This window comes from Acidobacteriota bacterium, from assembly GCA_026707545.1.
Lineage (GTDB): Bacteria > Acidobacteriota > Thermoanaerobaculia > Multivoradales > Multivoraceae > Multivorans.
Genome location: JAPOWR010000001.1, coordinates 2,872,686 through 2,888,313, shown reverse-complemented (window position 1 = coordinate 2,888,313; position 15,628 = coordinate 2,872,686). Strand labels below are relative to the sequence as shown.

Below are 15,628 nucleotides of genomic sequence, written 5' to 3'. Positions count from 1 at the left end.
TTCATCCTAGCGCCGCCGCATCCGGCGCGGGGCCGACGACGTTTCGAGCCATCGCTACACTGCATCCATCCGAGATCCCACCAGCCGAGGGGAGGTTCGCCGTGCAGCGATACGCCGTCTTGATCCTGACTCTGAGCCTGATGCTGCTCGGTTGCGCAGCGGGGGGACCATCCGACTCAGCCACCTCAGCCGACACCTCCGGCCAGGGTACCGGAAACCCCGCCGATCGCCAGGCCTTCTTCGGCGACCTGCACGTCCACACGAAGTACTCCTACGACGCCTTCGTGTTCGCGACCCGCGCCGGTCCGGACGAGGCGTACGAGTTCGCCAAGGGGAACCCGATCGAGCATCCGGCCGGGTTCGAACTGAAGCTCGACCGGCCGCTCGACTTCCAGGGCGTCTCCGACCACGCGAACTACCTCGGCATGCTGCCGGCGATGCTCGACCCCGACCAGCCGGCCTACAACCACCCGGCGGCCGAAACGGTGAGGAACGCCGAGACGGTCTCGGAGCGACGGGGCATCTTCGCCGCCCTGCAGCCCTACGTGCGGTTCATGAAGGACGCCGATCCGAGTATCCGCGAGCATCTCGACCTGGACGTCGTCCGCTCCGCCTGGAGCGAGATCGCCGCGTCGGCCAACCGCCACTACGAGCCTGGCGTCTTCACCACCTTCATCGCCTACGAGTACACCTCGGCGGGCGCCGGCGGCATCTACGAGAACCTGCACCGCAACGTCGTCTTCCGCGGCGCCGAGGCGCCGGACATCCCGTTCTCCCGGCTCGACTCCTACAACCCCGAGGACCTCTGGGCGCAGATGGACGAATGGCGTGACGACGGCTTCGAGGCGATCGCGATTCCCCACAACACGAACGGTTCCGGCGGGCGGATGTTCGAGTACGAGTACTTCGAGGGCGGCGTGATCGACCAGGCCTACTCGGATCTCCGCAGCCGCAACGAGCCGATCGTCGAGATCACCCAGACCAAGGGCACGTCGGAGACCCATCCGGCGCTGTCGCCGAACGACGAGTGGGCGGGCTTCGAGATCATGCCGTACCGGGTCTCCACCAGCATCCTGAGCGAGCCGCCGGGCAGCTACGTGCGGGACGCCTACCGCCGCGGTCTCGAGATCGAAGCCGGCGGCGTGTCGAACCCCTACAAGCTCGGCGTCATCGGCTCGTCCGACACCCACGTCGCCGCCGGCTCATTCGACGAGACGAACTACTGGGGCGCCTCCGGCCTCATGCAGCAGACCGCAGAGCAGCGCGGCTCGGTCCCCAGCGAGCCCGCGGCGGGGGCCGACCTGCAGAATCCAACGGCGGCCGCGCAGCCGATCAACGACGGCACCGGCCGCATCTACCCGTTCACGACGGCGATCACAAACGGCGCCTCGGGGCTCGCCGCGGTCTGGGCCGATGCCAACACGCGCGAGGCGATCTTCGACGCTATGCGCCGCAAGGAGAGCTTCGCCACCAGCGGTACGCGGATCAAGGTCCGGTTCTTCGGCGGCCCGGCGCTCGCCGGCCTCGACATCGACCACCCCGACCTCGCCGCGACCGCCTATGAGACCGGCGTGCCGATGGGCGGCGACCTCACCGGCGACGACGGCGGCGAAGCGCCGAGCTTCCTCGTCTGGGCGATGCAGGACACGATGGCCGCTCCGCTTCAGCGCGTCCAGATCGTCAAGGGCTGGGAGTCAGGCGGCGAAACCGCTGAGATGGTCTACGACGTCGCCTGCTCCGACGGTCTCGAGGTCGACCCGGCCACCCACCGCTGCCCGGACAACGGAGCCACCGTCGATCTCAGCGACTGCTCGACCAGCGACGACGTCGGCGCCGCCGAGCTCAAGACGATCTGGACCGACCCTGACTTCGATTCGGACCAGCGTGCCTTCTACTACGCGCGGGTGCTGGAGAACCCGGTCTGCCGGTGGTCGTCGTGGGACGCGCTGCGAGCCGGCACGACGCCGCGCCAGGACTTCCCGGCGACGATCCAGGAACGCGCCTGGTCGTCGCCGATCTGGTACACCCCCTAGGGCTGCGGCGCTTTCCGGGCCCGCCGGCGGGCCTGAAGGAGAAAGACGCCGAGCCCCAGTGCTCCGCCGAGCAGCGCGAGCGCCGGCGTATCCGCTCCCTGGTCGCCGAGCATGGCGTTGAAGCCGGCGCCGGCGAGGAGGCCGCTCAGCACGGCGAGCAGGGCCATTCCCATGCGTTTCACGGCAGGAGTATGCCAGATGCGAACTCCGCTCCGGAGCCGCGATGCCTTGACGCGACCCCAGTCAACCCGTACAGTGATCCTGTACGGATGCAGGGAGTGCGCGGATGATTCATGAAACGACCTACACCAAGGCTCGCGAACGGCTGGCGGCCCTGATGGACCAGGTGACGGACACGCGCGAGCCAGTCCTGATCCGGCGACGTGGACATGAGCCGGTCGCCCTCGTTCCCGCGCACGAACTCGCCGGCTGGCTCGAGACCGCATACCTCCTGCGCTCGCCCAAGAACGCCCGGCGCCTCCTGGCAGCGAGTCAGCGCGTCGCGGACGGCGAAGGCGAGGTCTTCGTCGTCGACGAACTCCGCCAGCGGCTCGGTCTCGAAGCGGAGTGACAGCAGCCGGACGGCGACAAGCCGTCATGGACCCTCACTTCCTCGAGGACCTCGAGTATTGGACCCGCACGGATCGCCGGCGACCCCTGCGCGCGCTGAAGCTCGTCGAGGCCACGATCCGCGACCCCTTCGAAGGCCCGGGCAAGCCCGAGCCCCTTCGCGGGCAGCTCGCCGGCAAATGGTCCCGGAGGATCGACCAGGAACACCGCCTGGTCTACGCGGTCGAAGGCAAGCGGGTCTTCTTTCTGGCTGCTCGTCACCACTATTGATTCCGAATCGGAGACGCCCCATGAAGATCGACGATCTCAGCATCACCCTCTTTGCCTGGAAGGACATCCCTCCCCACTCCTACCTGGGCCGGGGACCGTTCGACCCAGCGGGCAAACCGAAGCGGGACGGCGAGCTCGCCCTGGTGACGATCCGCACGGACGAGGGAATCGAGGGCCATTCCTTCCTCGGCATGGGGGCGAGCATTGCGGCTCAGCCTCTGCTGCGGATGCTGAAGCCGATCGTCATGGGGCGCGATCCGCTGGCCAGGGAACAGCTCTACCAGGAGATGCTGGAGCGCCGGCTGGTGGTGCAGCCCTGGGTGGTCGGCGCCGTCGACGTCGCGCTCTGGGACCTCGCCGGCAAGGCGGCGGGGGAGCCGATTCACCGGCTGCTCGGCACCTACCGGGAGAAGCTTCCCGCCTACGCCAGCTCCGAGCAGCAGCCGAGCGTCGAGGCCTACGTCGAGCAGGCGCTGTCGTACCAGGGCGACGGCTGGCAGGGCTACAAGATCCACCCGTTCCGCGTCTGGCGCGACGACATGCGCATCTGCAAGGCCGTCCGCGACGCGGTCGGCGAGGGCTTCCCGCTGATGCTCGACTCGACCTGGGGCTACGACTATCCGTCGGCGCTGCGGGTCGGCAAGCTGATCGAGCAAGCTGATCGAGGAACTCGACTTCGAGTGGTACGAGGACCCGCTCGGCGACCAGGACATCTACAACTACACGAAGCTACGCCAGCAGCTCCGCATCCCGATCCTGGCGACCGAGTTTCCCGGCGCCTGGTACGACTCGTTCGCGCCCTGGATCTACAACCAGGCCACGGACCACCTGCGCGGTGATGTCGCGCTCAAGGGCGGGATCACCGGTTGCCTGAAGGCGGCCCACCTGGCCGAGGGCTTCGGGATGAACTTCGAGATCCACCACGGCGGCAACTCGCTGAACAACGTCGCCCACCTTCACATCAGTGCGGCGATCCGCAACTGCGAGTGGTTCGAGGTCCTGCTGCCGGCCGGCGCTCAGAAGTACGGTCTGGTCGAGGACATCGAGGTCGACGCCGAGGGCTACGTCCACGCCCCGATGGGGCCGGGCCTCGGCGTCGAAATCGACTTCGACCTGATCGAGCGCAACAAGATCACGGAACTGGGGTAGGGCCGCACACTGGGTGCGCCGGCGTGCCCGCCGGCTGCCGCCGAAGGCGGCAAGGAAAACGCGCCGGCCGCAGGCCGGCACCTTGCTTCGTTGGCCCTTACTTGCCCGTCAGCTCCGTCTTCAGCCAGGAAACCAGCGCCGGCTCGAGGTCCTCGTTCTTCGGGAACATCGGCAGACCGTGCTCGGGGCCGTCGTAGATCTTGGCGGTCGAGTTCGGGTGCTTCGAGCCATCGACCGCTCCCTTTAGGCGGTCGGCGACGCCCGGTGTGATCGTGTCGCCGGTCGCTGCGGCGGCGAACACAGCCAGATCCGACCTGGCCGCCATGTTGGCGACCGCGCCGTCGCTCGGCGGTCCGGAGAGCAGCATCAACGCCTTGACCCCCTTGTTGCGCTCGGCCAGATCGGCCGTCAGCATCGCGCCGCAACTGGCGCCCCCAGCGCCCATCCGGGAAGTGTCGACGCCTTCCTGCTTGCTCAGGTACTTGAACGCCATGTCGACGTCCCCCGCCGCCGTCTGCAGGAACGGCGGGAATCCGCCGGCCTCGCGGATACCGGCGCCGCCACTCTCGCCGAAGCCGCGCAGGTCCATCGTGAGCACGTGCACGCCCGCGTCGACGAGCTGCGAGGCGATGCCCTTCCAGGACGTCCGGTCCATGTTGCACTGGTGGATCAGCAGCATCGCCGGGCCAGGCTTGCCGGGCGACATGTAGGTCGCCTTGAGCATCGTGCCGTCGGACGCCTTGAGATCGACGTCCATCGATCCGGCCGCCGCGGGCATGGCCGCCAGCGCCAGGAGCGCTGCCGTGGCAAGAAAGGTAGTGATGTAGCGCATGACGGTCTCCTTCGTTGGTCGGATGCGCCTGCGCGCATCGCGGGCCTGGGTGTGCCGGTTCCCACAGGTTCGTTGAGGGTGCAAGAGCGGACTCTACTACGGTGACTTCGTCGAGGACACGCTCGTCATGCACCTTGCTTTTTTAACGGTAAACGTTAAATATACGAGGATGATTCAGCGTCGTGCCGAGCAGAGAATCGTCCGTGGTCTCAACGAAGCGCCGGCAGTGGCGCTCCTCGGGCCACGTCAGGTCGGCAAGACGACCCTGGCTCGCGCCATCGCCGAGCAGGTGCCGGACAGTATCTATCTCGACCTGGAGAACCAGGCCCATGCCGCCCGGCTCGCCCAGCCGGCCGCGTACCTGGAGCGCCACGCCGACCGTCTCGTCATCCTGGACGAGGTCCAACGCATACCGGGGCTGTTCGAGGTGCTGCGGGGTCAGATCGACCAGCGTCGCCGACTCGGCCATCGCACCGGGCAGTTCCTGCTTCTCGGTTCGGCCTCCCAGACCCTGCTCCGGCAGTCGGCGGAGTCGCTGGCGGGGCGCCTCGTCTACGACGAACTTCCTGGACTCGATGTCCTGGAGACCGCCCCCGAACGCGATCGGCTCTGGGTGCGAGGCGGCTTTCCGGACCCGTTCCTGACCAAGAGCGATGCGGCGGCGGCGCGTTGGAGGCTGAGCTTCATCCGGACCTACCTCGAACGCGACATTCCGCAGTTCGGCGTCCGCATTCCGGCCGAGACCCTGAACCGGTTCTGGACCATGCTGGCGCACCGCCAGGGCGGCGTGCTGAACGCGTCGCAACTGGCCCGCAGCATGGACGTGTCGGTGCCCGCGGTTGGCCGATACGTCGATCTCCTGGTCGACCTCATGCTCGTGCGCAGGCTTCAGCCGTACTTCGCGAATGTCGGCAAGCGGCTCGTCAAGAGTCCGAAGGTGTACCTCCGCGACAGCGGCCTGCTGCACACCCTTCTCGGACTCACCACCTTCGACGATGTGCTGTCACACCCCATCGTGGGGCCGAGCTGGGAGGGCTTCGCGATCGAGAATCTGATCGCTGCCGCGCCGTTCGGCACGATCCCCTGGTTCTACCGCACCCAGGCCGGCGCCGAGATCGATCTTCTGTTGCAGCTACCGGATCAACGACTGTGGGCGATCGAGGTCAAGAGGTCCTCCGCGCCGCGCACGAGAAGAGGCTTCGAACTCGCCGCCAGCGACTTGAACGCGGCAAGACGCATGGTCGTGTACTCGGGAGACGAGGAGTTCCCTCTATCGGAGACGACGACCGCCGTGCCGCTGGAGGCGGCGATGGCCCGCCTAGCCAAGCTGTAACGCCACGAGTCAGGTACGGCCGAGGGTTTACCGCGGAACCAGCGCCACGATCCGCACCGGCGCGCCGGTGCCGCCTTCGATCTTCATCGGCAGGGCCGCGAGCAGGAAGCCCGTCTCGGGTACTTCCGACAGGTCCCCGACGTTCTCCAGGTTGGGGATGCCGGCGGCGCCACCGATCTGGTGGACGATGAAGTCGGTCGACTGGCCGTAGTCGATGCTGGCCGTGTCGATGCCGAGAAGACCGATGGCGCGCTCCTCGATGAGCAGGCGTGCCGCGTCCTCGCCGACGCCGGGGAAGTGGAGGTTGCTGGCGTCGCCGGGGGTGTCATCGCCGAGGTAGGCGAGGGCGTCGGGCCAGCGGGCCGCCCAGCCCGTGCGGATGAGGACGGCCACGCCGGCCGGCACCGGGCCGTGCCGGTCTTCCCAGGCGAGGACGTCTTCGGCGGTCACGAGGTAGTCCGGGTCGGCCGCGGCCGATTCCGTGACGTCGACGACGATGCCGGGCAGGATCAGGCTGTCGAGCGGAATCGACGCGACGTCGTCGCCGCCTTCGGCGAAGTGGACGGGCGCGTCGAGGTGGGTACCGCCGTGCTCGGCGGTCGCGAACTCCTTGGCGGCGTAGAAGTAGCCGGCCTCCGTCATGCCCTCGGCGAGCGTCTCGAGAGCGAAGCCCTTCGTGTCGGTGGGCCAGTAGAGCGTGTTGCCGCCGTAGGCGTGGCTCAGGTCGATCATGCGCCAGTTGGTGACGTCTTCCACGCCGACTGGACTTGCCACGTCCTCGGGCGGCGGGGCTGCGCAGGCGGCGAGCAACACTCCGCCTGCGAGAAAGGAGAGCAGGGAAGCGATCTCAGTTCTTCTTCGGGTCATGGCCTTCTCCTCGGCGCTAGCCTTCGAGCAGCTCGATCATCTCGTCGATCTTCGTGAGCGTCTCGGCCAGTTGGGTTCGGTGCTCCTCGGACTCGACCTCCTCAAGGGCTTCCATTCTTCGCTGGCGGCGGTCAAGGACGATGTCGAGCGCGGTCTGGCCCTGCAGGGTCTCCGCGCCGGGGTCCATCCCGCGCTCCAGCAGCAGGCGGGCGCCGTCGACCATGCCGTAGAGGCTTGCCCAGTGGAGCATGTTGTAGCCCTCGTCGTCCGTGGACTCGGGATCCAGGCCTCGCTCGAGGAACTCCCGCAACAGCTCGATGTCCTCCCGCAGGATGACCGGACGGGCGAGCTGGAAGCGACGGTCCTGTGCCCCGGAAGGGTCGGCGCCAGCATCCAGGAGGGTGCGGAGGCAGCTTCTGTCTGCGAGCCGGTGCGAGCGCATCAGAGCCACCCAGAGCGGTGAAGCGCCGTCCGGGTCCGGCCGGCTGGACGCCTCGGGGTCGTCGGCAAGGGCGGCCTCCAGTTCATCGCAGCGGCCGAGGCCGGCAAGGTCGGCCGTGGAGATCACGGGATCGTGTGCCAGCGCGAGGTCGATCTGGGCGTTCTGCCGGACGCTGGGCGAGATCAGGATCAGCGACAGGGGCGTCTGGCCGTTCTCGAATGGTTCGACAAGCAGGTCCGGCCGTTCGGGGAGCGCCCTCTCCAGGTGCTCCACCGGCCGCGAGACGACGAAGTGGCGACGGAACGCGTCGTTGTCGAGGAATGAGAGCGAAGCGTCGAACGCCGATTCGCCTGCGATCATTGCCTCCAGGTAGTCGACGTAGGTCTCCCGGCTCTGGACGCCCGCGATCCGGTCCTGCTCTTCGCCGTTCCGGAAGAAGAGGACGTGCGGCACACCGTTGACCCGCAGCCCCCGGTAGATGTCGGGCGACTCGTCGATGTCCAGCTTGCCGATCTTCGCCCGTCCCGCCATCTCGGGCGCCAGACTCTCGACGATCGGGTCGACCACCTTGCACGGGACGCACCAGGTGGCGGTGAAGTCCACCAGAACGGGCACGTCGGCCAGGTAGACCTCCTGCTCGAAGTTGTCGCTGTTCAGCAGGACGACCTGAGCACCGGGGTCGGCGGCTCCGGTCGCGTCGCCGCCGGCGGTGCACGCCGCCAGGGCACCTGCGAGCAGGACACCAAGGTAGAAGCGGCGTTTCATTGCGGTACCTCCTGGCTACAACGCTAGCGCGGTCGAGAAGTCCGGCACTCCCTCCCAGCGCCCCGGGTCGCTGGCCCGCATCACCGCGATCGTCTTGATCGCCTCCGGATTCGCGATGCCGTGGGGCATCTGTCCGGTAAGCACCCGGATCACGTTCTCGGCCTGGCGGATCGGGCATTCGCCCAGGAACACCGGCGAGAAGCCGGCGATGTGCGGGGTCACGATGCAGTTGTGCAGCTTCAGCAGCGGGTCGTCAGGGTCGATCGGTTCCTTCTCGGTGACGTCGAGCGCGGCGGCCTCGATCCGCCCTTCGGCGAGGGCTTCGGCCAGGGCCGCACCGTCGATGATCTTGCCGCGCGCCGCGTTGACCAGGAGCGCGGTCGGCTTCATCAGCGCCAGCGTGTCGCTGTTGATCAGGTGGTGCGTCTCCTCCGTCATCGAGCAGTGGATCGTCACGTAGTCGGCCTCGGCGAGCAGCTCCTCGAGCGGCACGATCTGGACACCGTAGAGGTCGGCCGCGACCTGATCGACGTAGGGGTCGGCGGCGATGATCCGACCTGGGCCGAAGCCGCGAATCCGGGTGGCGAAGGCGCGGCCGATGTTGCCGAAGCCGATGATGCCGACGGTGTGGCCGGCGATCCGTCGGGTTTTGGTGAGGAGCCCGATCATCGATTCCCGATGGCCCCAGCGGCCGTCGCGGGTCGTGCCGGCGGCGTCGACCACGCACCGCGTCAGCGCGAGCATCAGCGCCATCGCGTGGTCGGCCACCTCGGTCGTGTTCGACCCGGGTACGTTGGTCGCCAGGATGCCGAGTTCGGTGGCGGCGTCGAGGTCGATCGAGTCGACGCCGACTCCCAGCCGGCTGACCACCTTGAGCTTCGGACAGCGCTCGAGCACGGAGCGCGAGGTCAGCGGCATGACGCCGATCAGGGCGCCGTCGGCGTCCGACAGCAGGTCGGCGAGGTCGTCCTCGCTCCGGCAGACACCCTCCACGACCTCGAAGCCCTGCTCCTCGATCAGATCCCGGCGGTTGAAGGGGTTCCGCTGCATCGCTACTTTCACGTTCCGCTCCTTGTCGGCAGTTCGCGACCGGTCAAACGACGGGACAGAGCCCGCCGTCCAGGTTGATGGCCGTTCCAGTGATGTAGGCGCCGCGCTCCGAGACCAGGAACGCGATCAGGTCCGCGTACTCCTCCGCCTCGCCGACGCGCCCCAGCGGAACCCGCTTGCCCATCGCCTCGTAGATCGACTCGACGTCGGCGCCCTGGCCCTCCGCCCGGCGCACCCACTGCTCGCTCTTGATCAGGCCGATGCAGATCGTGTTGACGCGGATGTTGTCGGCGGCCAGCTCGTTGGCGAGGGACTTGGTCAGGTTGATGCCGGCGGCGCGGGTGACGCTGGTCGGCAGCGCCCGCGCCGGCGCCGCCTTGCCGCCGCCGATCGTCGCGTTGACGATCGCGCCGCCGCCGCGCTCGCGCATCGACGGCACGACGCCCCGGCAGAACCGCACCGCGCCCATCACCTTGAGCTGGATGTCCGCCATCCAGGCGTCGTCGCCCAGCGCTTCGAGTCCCTGGGCGGCCGACGCGCCGGCGTTGTTGATCAGAATGTCGACGCCGCCGAACTCGGCCGTCACCGCGTCGATGAAACGGTCGACGTCGCTGCCGGACGTGACGTCGGCGGCCTGGGCGAGCACGTCGCCGCCGCCGGCCGCGCGCAACTGGTCGGCGGCCCGCTCCAGGTTCTCCGCACGGCGCGCGCAGATCGCGACGCGGGCCCCCTCGTTCACGAGTCGGCGCGCCGTCGCGAGACCCATTCCATCGCTGCCGCCGGTGACGATCGCCACCTTGCCTTCAAGACCAAGTTCCAGCATCCGTTCCGTCCTTGAGCTGTTCGAGTGAAACCGTGAGTGTGCCTGTGTCGGGCGGAGGCGTGCAAGCGAAGCGCGTACAGTAGAGAAACCCGCCGCAATGACGCCGGTTCTCTGGGTGCGCGGACCCTCTGGTCCGCTGCCGCCGCAGGCGGCCTGAATGCGCCGCCGCGAAGCGGCGACCTCAGCCGGCCGCCCGCGCCACCACCCCCCGCAACGGCGCCACCACCCCCTCGAACCGCGGATCCGCCCGCAGCGCCGCCAGGTCGGCATCGTTCTCGATCCAACTCAGGTGCGGATAGCCGTGCGTGATCGCCGATTCCAGGTACCGCAGGCCGCTTTCCGCATCGCCGCACACGCAGGCCACGCAGGCCAGGTTGTAGAGCGCCACGGCATCCTGCGGATCCAGCGCTTCCGCCCGCGCGGCCCACTCGAGGGCCTCGTCCGTCCGACCGTCACGGGCAAGAGCGACCGCGCCCAGGTAGATCGCGCGCTGGTCGTCGGGATAGCGCAGCAGGCGCCTTTGCACCCTGGCCATGGCGAGTTCCTGGAGTCGTGACGCTTCGGTCTTCCGGCCGAGCGTCGAGAGTGCCGAGGCGCAGATCGAGCAGGGGGCGTAAGCCGTCGGATCGGCCTCGATCGCCCGGAAGAAGAACGTGACCGCCTCCGCCATCTGACCCTGGGAAAAGCGGTGACGGGCGAAGTTGTGATTCGCCTCGAAGCTCAGCGGATCGAGTTCCAGGGCGCGCCGGAAGTGGACTTCGGCCTCCTCCATCCTGCCCTTCGTGCTGAGGGTCATCGCCCTCGCCGAGTGCGCCTCCGCGACTTCCGGCGCCAGCTCCAGGGCGCGCGAACTCGACGCGTCGGCCAGCCTGAGGTTCTCCGCGCTCGGTTCGTGGAACAGGTAGAGGGATGCCGAGCATTGCGCGGACGCCGCGTGGGCGAGGGCGTACTCGGGATCGAGTTCGATCGCTGCCGCGAACAGTGGCCGGGCCTCGTAGTAGGTCTTCTTGCGCGCCTGGTGGTAGAGACTGCGCCCCCGCAGGTAGAGGTCGTAGGCCTGGCTCGATGCGGTGCGCCGCGCCTCGTGCCGCGGCGCGTCCGGCGCCAGCCGCAGTTCCAGGGTCTCCGCGATGAGGGTCGCGGTCTGGTCCTGCAACGCGAAGACCTGCTGCGAGTTCCGCTGCCACTGCTCCGACCAGACCTGGAGCCCGGTCCGTGCGTCGGTCACTTCGACGCCGATGCGGAGCTCATCGCCCTCCTTGCGGACCGTGCCCTCCAGCACCAGGTCGGCGCCGATCTGCCGCCCGACCTCGCGGGGGTCGGCCAAGGCGTCGTACTGGAAGGACACGCCGCGGGCCGCGACCCGGAGGCCGACGACGTGCGCGAGACGGTGGAGGATCTCCTCGGCCATCCCCTCGCAGAGATGAGCCTGGTCGCGCTGCGGGCTGCGGTCGGCGAACGGCAGGACGGCGATCGAGATCCTCCGCTCTTCCTCCGGCGGCGAATCCGGGACCGCCGAGGCGCCGTCCGGTGCGGCCAGGTCCTCGATCACCGGGCCGACGAAGCGGAAACCGCGGCCGTAGACGGTGGTGATCCAGTCGGCGCTGCCGCCGCCGGCGCGGAGTACCTTGCGCACCTCGCTGACCGCGCGGCTGATCGCCGCTTCCGACACGTAGGCGCCGTGCCAGATGTTTCGCAACAGCTCTTCCTTGGACACCACCCGGTCCCTGTTGGCGACCAGGAAGGCCAGCAATTCGAACACCTTCGGCTGAAGCTGGCGCGGCTGTCCGGCCACCTCGAGGCCGTACTGCTCGGGCTTCAGCACAAAGGGGCCGAAGTAGAAGATCACCGACGGATCCTAGCGGACGGGCTCACGTTCCGGTTGCTTACCGCTTCAAGTCCGATCAACTTCCGCTGAGGTTTGGATCAAGCTAGTGGGCATGGCCAGCCCATAGCCTGTTCATGCCGTTTGAAGTGTGCCCGGTAGCCGATGGTCGGACGACCTCCGGCACGGGCAGCTTCAGGATCGCGAAGGCGGGAACCGGAAGGGAGCGAAGGACATGTTCAACCACACGAGAACTCGACAAGCGGAGACGGTGGGCTGGGCCGTGATGCTGGCCGTCTTGCTAGTGGCCGTGCCGGCCGCGGGCCAGGGGCCCACCGGCCAGGTGCTCGGCCACGTGACGGACAGTGAGGGTGCCGCCGTCTCCGGAGCGACGGTCATCCTGCAGTCGCAGGAGATCGAGGATCCGCTCGTCCTCACGACCGACGCCGACGGGTTCTACAACGCGACGAACGTGCGCCCCGCGACCTACCAGGTTTCGGTGGAGGCCACCGGCTACGCCGGCGCCCCCGTATCCCTCGCGGTGCGGGTCGGCAGCATTCAGCGCGTGAACTTCGAGATGGCAGCTCAAGCCGACGTGACGGAAGAGATCACCGTCGTCTCCGAGCGACCGCAGATCGAGTCGGTCGATTCCCGCGTGAACAAGTACATCACCTTCGAGGAGGTCCAGAGCCTGCCGCTCCCGAACCGGAGCTTCCTGGACGTGCTGAGGGTCCTTCCAGGGGTCCACGGGGGCCTCGCGACCGGCGGCCTTGACAACAGTGCCCCCAACAACAGCTTCAGCATTCACGGGGCGCGCATGAACCAGAACCAGTTCCTGATCGACGGCGTGGCCAACAACGACCTGAGCGACCTGAACTACGACGACCTGGCCACGTCCGAGACCCGGGCCGGGCCCCGGGCTTCCGCAGGCGCCGGCCAGAGGGGGTCGACCTTCTCGACGGGAACGGCGCTGCAGACCTACAACCTGGACGCCATCCAGGAGGTCCAGGTGTCGACCGCGACGTTCTCGGCCGAGTACGGCAACGCGTCCGGGGGCGTGATCAACATCATCACCCGTTCCGGCGCCGACCAGTACAACGCCTCGGCGACGGTTCAACAACAGCACGACGGGGTGGTGGAAGCGGGGTTCACGGGGCGGACCGCGGACGACGCGGAACAGTTGGAGGGCCAAGACTTCACAATAAGACAGGCATCGCTGACCCTGGGCGGCCCCATCAACCGGGGCACGACCCACTTCTTCACCAGCTACGAGTACGACGACTATGAGATGGGCTACGACTACAACCAGAGCCACGTCTACATACGGGCCGTGCCGGTCGAATTGGGGTTGACCGCCAACGTGACCAACCGCGACCGCCTGACCGGCAAGCTGACCCACCAGTTCTCGGACTCGAACGACCTGAGCGTGTCGGGGAACTGGGTCAGCGAGCAGGCCGCCGTTGGGCACTCGCTCTTCCGCTCCAGCCAGGAACACATAGAGCACCAGGATCATGCCAACGACTCCCTGGGCCTGTCCGTGCGCCATGTTGCCGCCGTGGGTTCGGACATGACGCTCGAATCGGTGCTGGGCCACGTGGGGGCCGACCGGAGCATGGAGTCCGACGCGGATCCGTTGCGGAAGTTGCGTCTCTACTTCCATGAGGAAGGCGGCGTCGTGTTCCATCTTGAGGGCGGCATCGGCCCTGAAGTCGACAACACGCTGGAGAGCTTCCAGTGGAAGGAACGCCTGTCCTGGCTCCGGGGCGATCATTCCCTGCGTACCGGGGTCGGCGTGGAGCGCTTCGGTCAGCGAACCATGCAGCCGGCGTGGCAAAGCTGGGGCTATGGGTTTGTCGACGACTTCTCAACCCCTCCGGCCAGTGGCGTATACCAGTTTCCGACCGACATCGACGTCTCGGTCACGAACTCCCACCTCTTCATCCAGGACGACTGGTTCGTGAGCGACCGTTGGACGTTCAATCTGGGCGGGCGCTACGACCGGAACAACCTGGTCGACGACCAGACCGTCGAGGCGCGGCTGGGTGCTGCCGTCGATGTCGGCGGGAACGGCCGTTCCGTTCTCCGCTTCGGCGCCGGGCTGTATCACGATCGGTCGAACCTGATCGGCCATACGGGGGCTGACCGGCCACCGCTCCTCTTCAGTGTGCCGATCGATCCCGTGACTCTCGAAATGGACCCGACGAGTGCGGGCTCGCAACCTCGCGAGCTAGTCGTTGATCCGAACCTCCACCTGCCCGAGATCGTCAAGTGGAACGTGGGCTACGAGCGCCAGCTCGGTGAGCGCAACACGATCAGCATCCACGTCTTCGGCTCCGACAGCGATGGTCTCTTCTTTACGGACTTCCAGAACAGGCGGTCATTCGCACTCGACGGAGCGCGGCCCGATCCCACCAAGGGAGATGTCCTCCTATACACCAACACGGGCTACAGCGAGGTCCTCGATGTCGAGGTCGAGTTCAAGCGCCGCTTTGCCAACGGCTCCCTGGTGCACGTGAGCTACACCAATCAGGACGCCGTCGGCAGTTCGTTCTTCGAGTTGATCTCGGGTAACTCCGTTCTCAATGGGGCGTCGCTCGGGTCCGATCTGGGGGACCCGCCCGCGCAATTCAATGGGCCGCTCAACACCGAGGTGGAGCACAGCTACAAGCTCTCAGCAGTAGGGAACCTGCCCTGGGGCCTCCAACTGGCGGGATTCCTGGACTACCGGTCCGGCAATCCCTTCACCGCCTGGGACCAGTCGTACATGCGATCACCGGGGGGCTGGGTCACCTATCCGTCGACTTTCTTCGAGGGCTTCAACACCAGGACCGGGCCGGACGTCTTCTCGGCCGATGTGCGTTTGGCCAAGACGTTCACCGTCAGGGAACGGCACGACCTTCACGTCTTCATCGATGTCTTCAACGCCACCGACCGGACGAACGTGACCGAGATGAGGGGTCTGCGCACCTGGAACATCGGTCACCCCAACGGCCCCACTTCGAACGCCGTCTTTCCAGAGATCCGGAGGCGCGGACCGCAGCGTTCGGCCCAGTTCGGGATCAGGTGGTCGATGTAGGGGGGGTGGTGACGTGAGTTCAGGGTCGTCCACGGGCCGCCTCGGTCCGCTGCTGGACTACCTGGGGTCGCTCGACGGCCGCGCCGACCTGGAGGTCCTGAGCGGTCTGCTGGGCGACCTCGCGGTGACCCGGGCCGACCTCGGCGCCGCCTGCCGCTTCGGCGCGAACGGCTACCGACGGAACCGGATCGCCGAGTCGGACTGGTACGAACTGGTCTGCATGTGCTGGTCCAGCGGACAGCGGACCCCGATTCACGACCACCGGGGCTCGAGCTGCGCTTTCCGCGTCGTCGAAGGCGTGGCGACCGAGACCGCGTTCGAGCCGACGGCGTCCGGGCTCATTTGCCCCTGCGCGCGCCGCGAGCACGGGGCCGGCCGCGTCTGCGCCTCGGAGGAGGACGACTGCCACCAGGTCGCGAACACGCAGCCGGCAGGCGAGGACCTGATCACGCTCCACATCTACTCGCCGCCGCTGCGGCAGTTCAACGTGTACTCGCTGGACACGCCGACCGCTTCCGATCAGAGACGGCCCGGCTGCTGCCGGTAAGGTTGGAGGCTCCAGCCTGCCGTCGCAAACCCCAAGGGGGAGTATC

14 protein-coding genes and 1 pseudogene are annotated in these 15,628 nt (G+C 67.6%); 8 read left to right on the top strand and 7 right to left on the bottom strand.

Features of this window, described 5'->3' with window-relative positions; all coding sequences use genetic code 11:
- Positions 1-101 precede the first annotated feature (101 nt).
- Positions 102-2,033: a DUF3604 domain-containing protein gene (locus OXG83_11490; protein MCY3965652.1), complete on the top strand. Its 1,932-nt coding sequence runs from the start codon at positions 102-104 to the stop codon at positions 2,031-2,033.
- Here the strand turns inward: OXG83_11490 and OXG83_11485 are convergent.
- Entirely contained in the window at positions 2,030-2,215 is a 186-nt protein-coding gene (locus tag OXG83_11485) for a hypothetical protein (protein MCY3965651.1), read from the bottom strand. The genes OXG83_11490 and OXG83_11485 overlap by 4 nt on opposite strands.
- A 104-nt stretch (positions 2,216-2,319) precedes the next feature.
- Between OXG83_11485 and OXG83_11480 the strand changes: the two genes are divergently transcribed.
- The 4 genes and pseudogenes from OXG83_11480 to OXG83_11465 all read left to right on the top strand — a co-directional run bounded on the left by OXG83_11480 (position 2,320) and on the right by OXG83_11465 (position 4,022).
- Complete coding sequence (locus tag OXG83_11480) at positions 2,320-2,604, top strand: type II toxin-antitoxin system prevent-host-death family antitoxin (GenBank protein MCY3965650.1); 285 nt, start codon at positions 2,320-2,322, stop codon at positions 2,602-2,604.
- Positions 2,605-2,630: 26 nt separating this feature from the next.
- Positions 2,631-2,873: a Txe/YoeB family addiction module toxin gene (locus OXG83_11475; GenBank protein MCY3965649.1), complete on the top strand. Its 243-nt coding sequence runs from the start codon at positions 2,631-2,633 to the stop codon at positions 2,871-2,873.
- 20 nt (positions 2,874-2,893) lie between these two features.
- A pseudogene (locus OXG83_11470) lies at positions 2,894-3,469 on the top strand (mandelate racemase).
- A gap of 115 nt (positions 3,470-3,584) precedes the next feature.
- Positions 3,585-4,022, top strand: a complete 438-nt coding sequence (locus OXG83_11465; protein MCY3965648.1) for a hypothetical protein — start codon at positions 3,585-3,587, stop codon at positions 4,020-4,022.
- A 97-nt stretch (positions 4,023-4,119) separates the two neighbouring features.
- On the opposite strand, the gene OXG83_11460 is transcribed toward OXG83_11465, so the two are convergent.
- A complete protein-coding gene (locus tag OXG83_11460) occupies positions 4,120-4,854 on the bottom strand; it encodes an alpha/beta hydrolase (GenBank protein ID MCY3965647.1) in 735 nt (244 codons plus the stop codon).
- A gap of 169 nt (positions 4,855-5,023) precedes the next feature.
- Between OXG83_11460 and OXG83_11455 the strand changes: the two genes are divergently transcribed.
- Positions 5,024-6,187 carry an ATP-binding protein gene (locus tag OXG83_11455; protein MCY3965646.1) on the top strand — a complete coding sequence of 388 codons (1,164 nt, stop codon included), beginning with the start codon at positions 5,024-5,026 and terminating at the stop codon, positions 6,185-6,187.
- Positions 6,188-6,214: 27 nt separating this feature from the next.
- Here OXG83_11455 and OXG83_11450 read toward each other — a convergent pair whose 3' ends face one another.
- The 5 genes from OXG83_11450 to OXG83_11430 all read right to left on the bottom strand — a co-directional run bounded on the left by OXG83_11450 (position 6,215) and on the right by OXG83_11430 (position 11,983).
- Complete coding sequence (locus OXG83_11450) at positions 6,215-7,054, bottom strand: cyclase family protein (protein MCY3965645.1); 840 nt, start codon at positions 7,052-7,054, stop codon at positions 6,215-6,217.
- A 16-nt stretch (positions 7,055-7,070) separates the two neighbouring features.
- Positions 7,071-8,261, bottom strand: coding sequence for a thioredoxin domain-containing protein (locus tag OXG83_11445; protein ID MCY3965644.1), 1,191 nt, complete (start codon positions 8,259-8,261; stop codon positions 7,071-7,073).
- Positions 8,262-8,276: 15 nt separating this feature from the next.
- A complete protein-coding gene (locus OXG83_11440) occupies positions 8,277-9,323 on the bottom strand; it encodes a C-terminal binding protein (protein MCY3965643.1) in 1,047 nt (348 codons plus the stop codon).
- A gap of 31 nt (positions 9,324-9,354) precedes the next feature.
- Entirely contained in the window at positions 9,355-10,131 is a 777-nt protein-coding gene (locus OXG83_11435; GenBank protein ID MCY3965642.1) for an SDR family oxidoreductase, read from the bottom strand.
- 184 nt (positions 10,132-10,315) lie between these two features.
- The gene (locus OXG83_11430; protein ID MCY3965641.1) at positions 10,316-11,983 is read right to left on the bottom strand and encodes a winged helix-turn-helix domain-containing protein; all 1,668 of its coding nucleotides are present in this window, start codon (positions 11,981-11,983) and stop codon (positions 10,316-10,318) included.
- Between the two features lie 211 nt (positions 11,984-12,194).
- Between OXG83_11430 and OXG83_11425 the strand changes: the two genes are divergently transcribed.
- Positions 12,195-15,035 (top strand): TonB-dependent receptor, encoded by a 2,841-nt coding sequence (locus OXG83_11425; GenBank protein ID MCY3965640.1) that lies wholly within the window; start codon positions 12,195-12,197, stop codon positions 15,033-15,035.
- Positions 15,036-15,048: 13 nt separating this feature from the next.
- Positions 15,049-15,582 (top strand): cysteine dioxygenase family protein, encoded by a 534-nt coding sequence (locus OXG83_11420; GenBank protein MCY3965639.1) that lies wholly within the window; start codon positions 15,049-15,051, stop codon positions 15,580-15,582.
- Positions 15,583-15,628 lie beyond the last annotated feature (46 nt).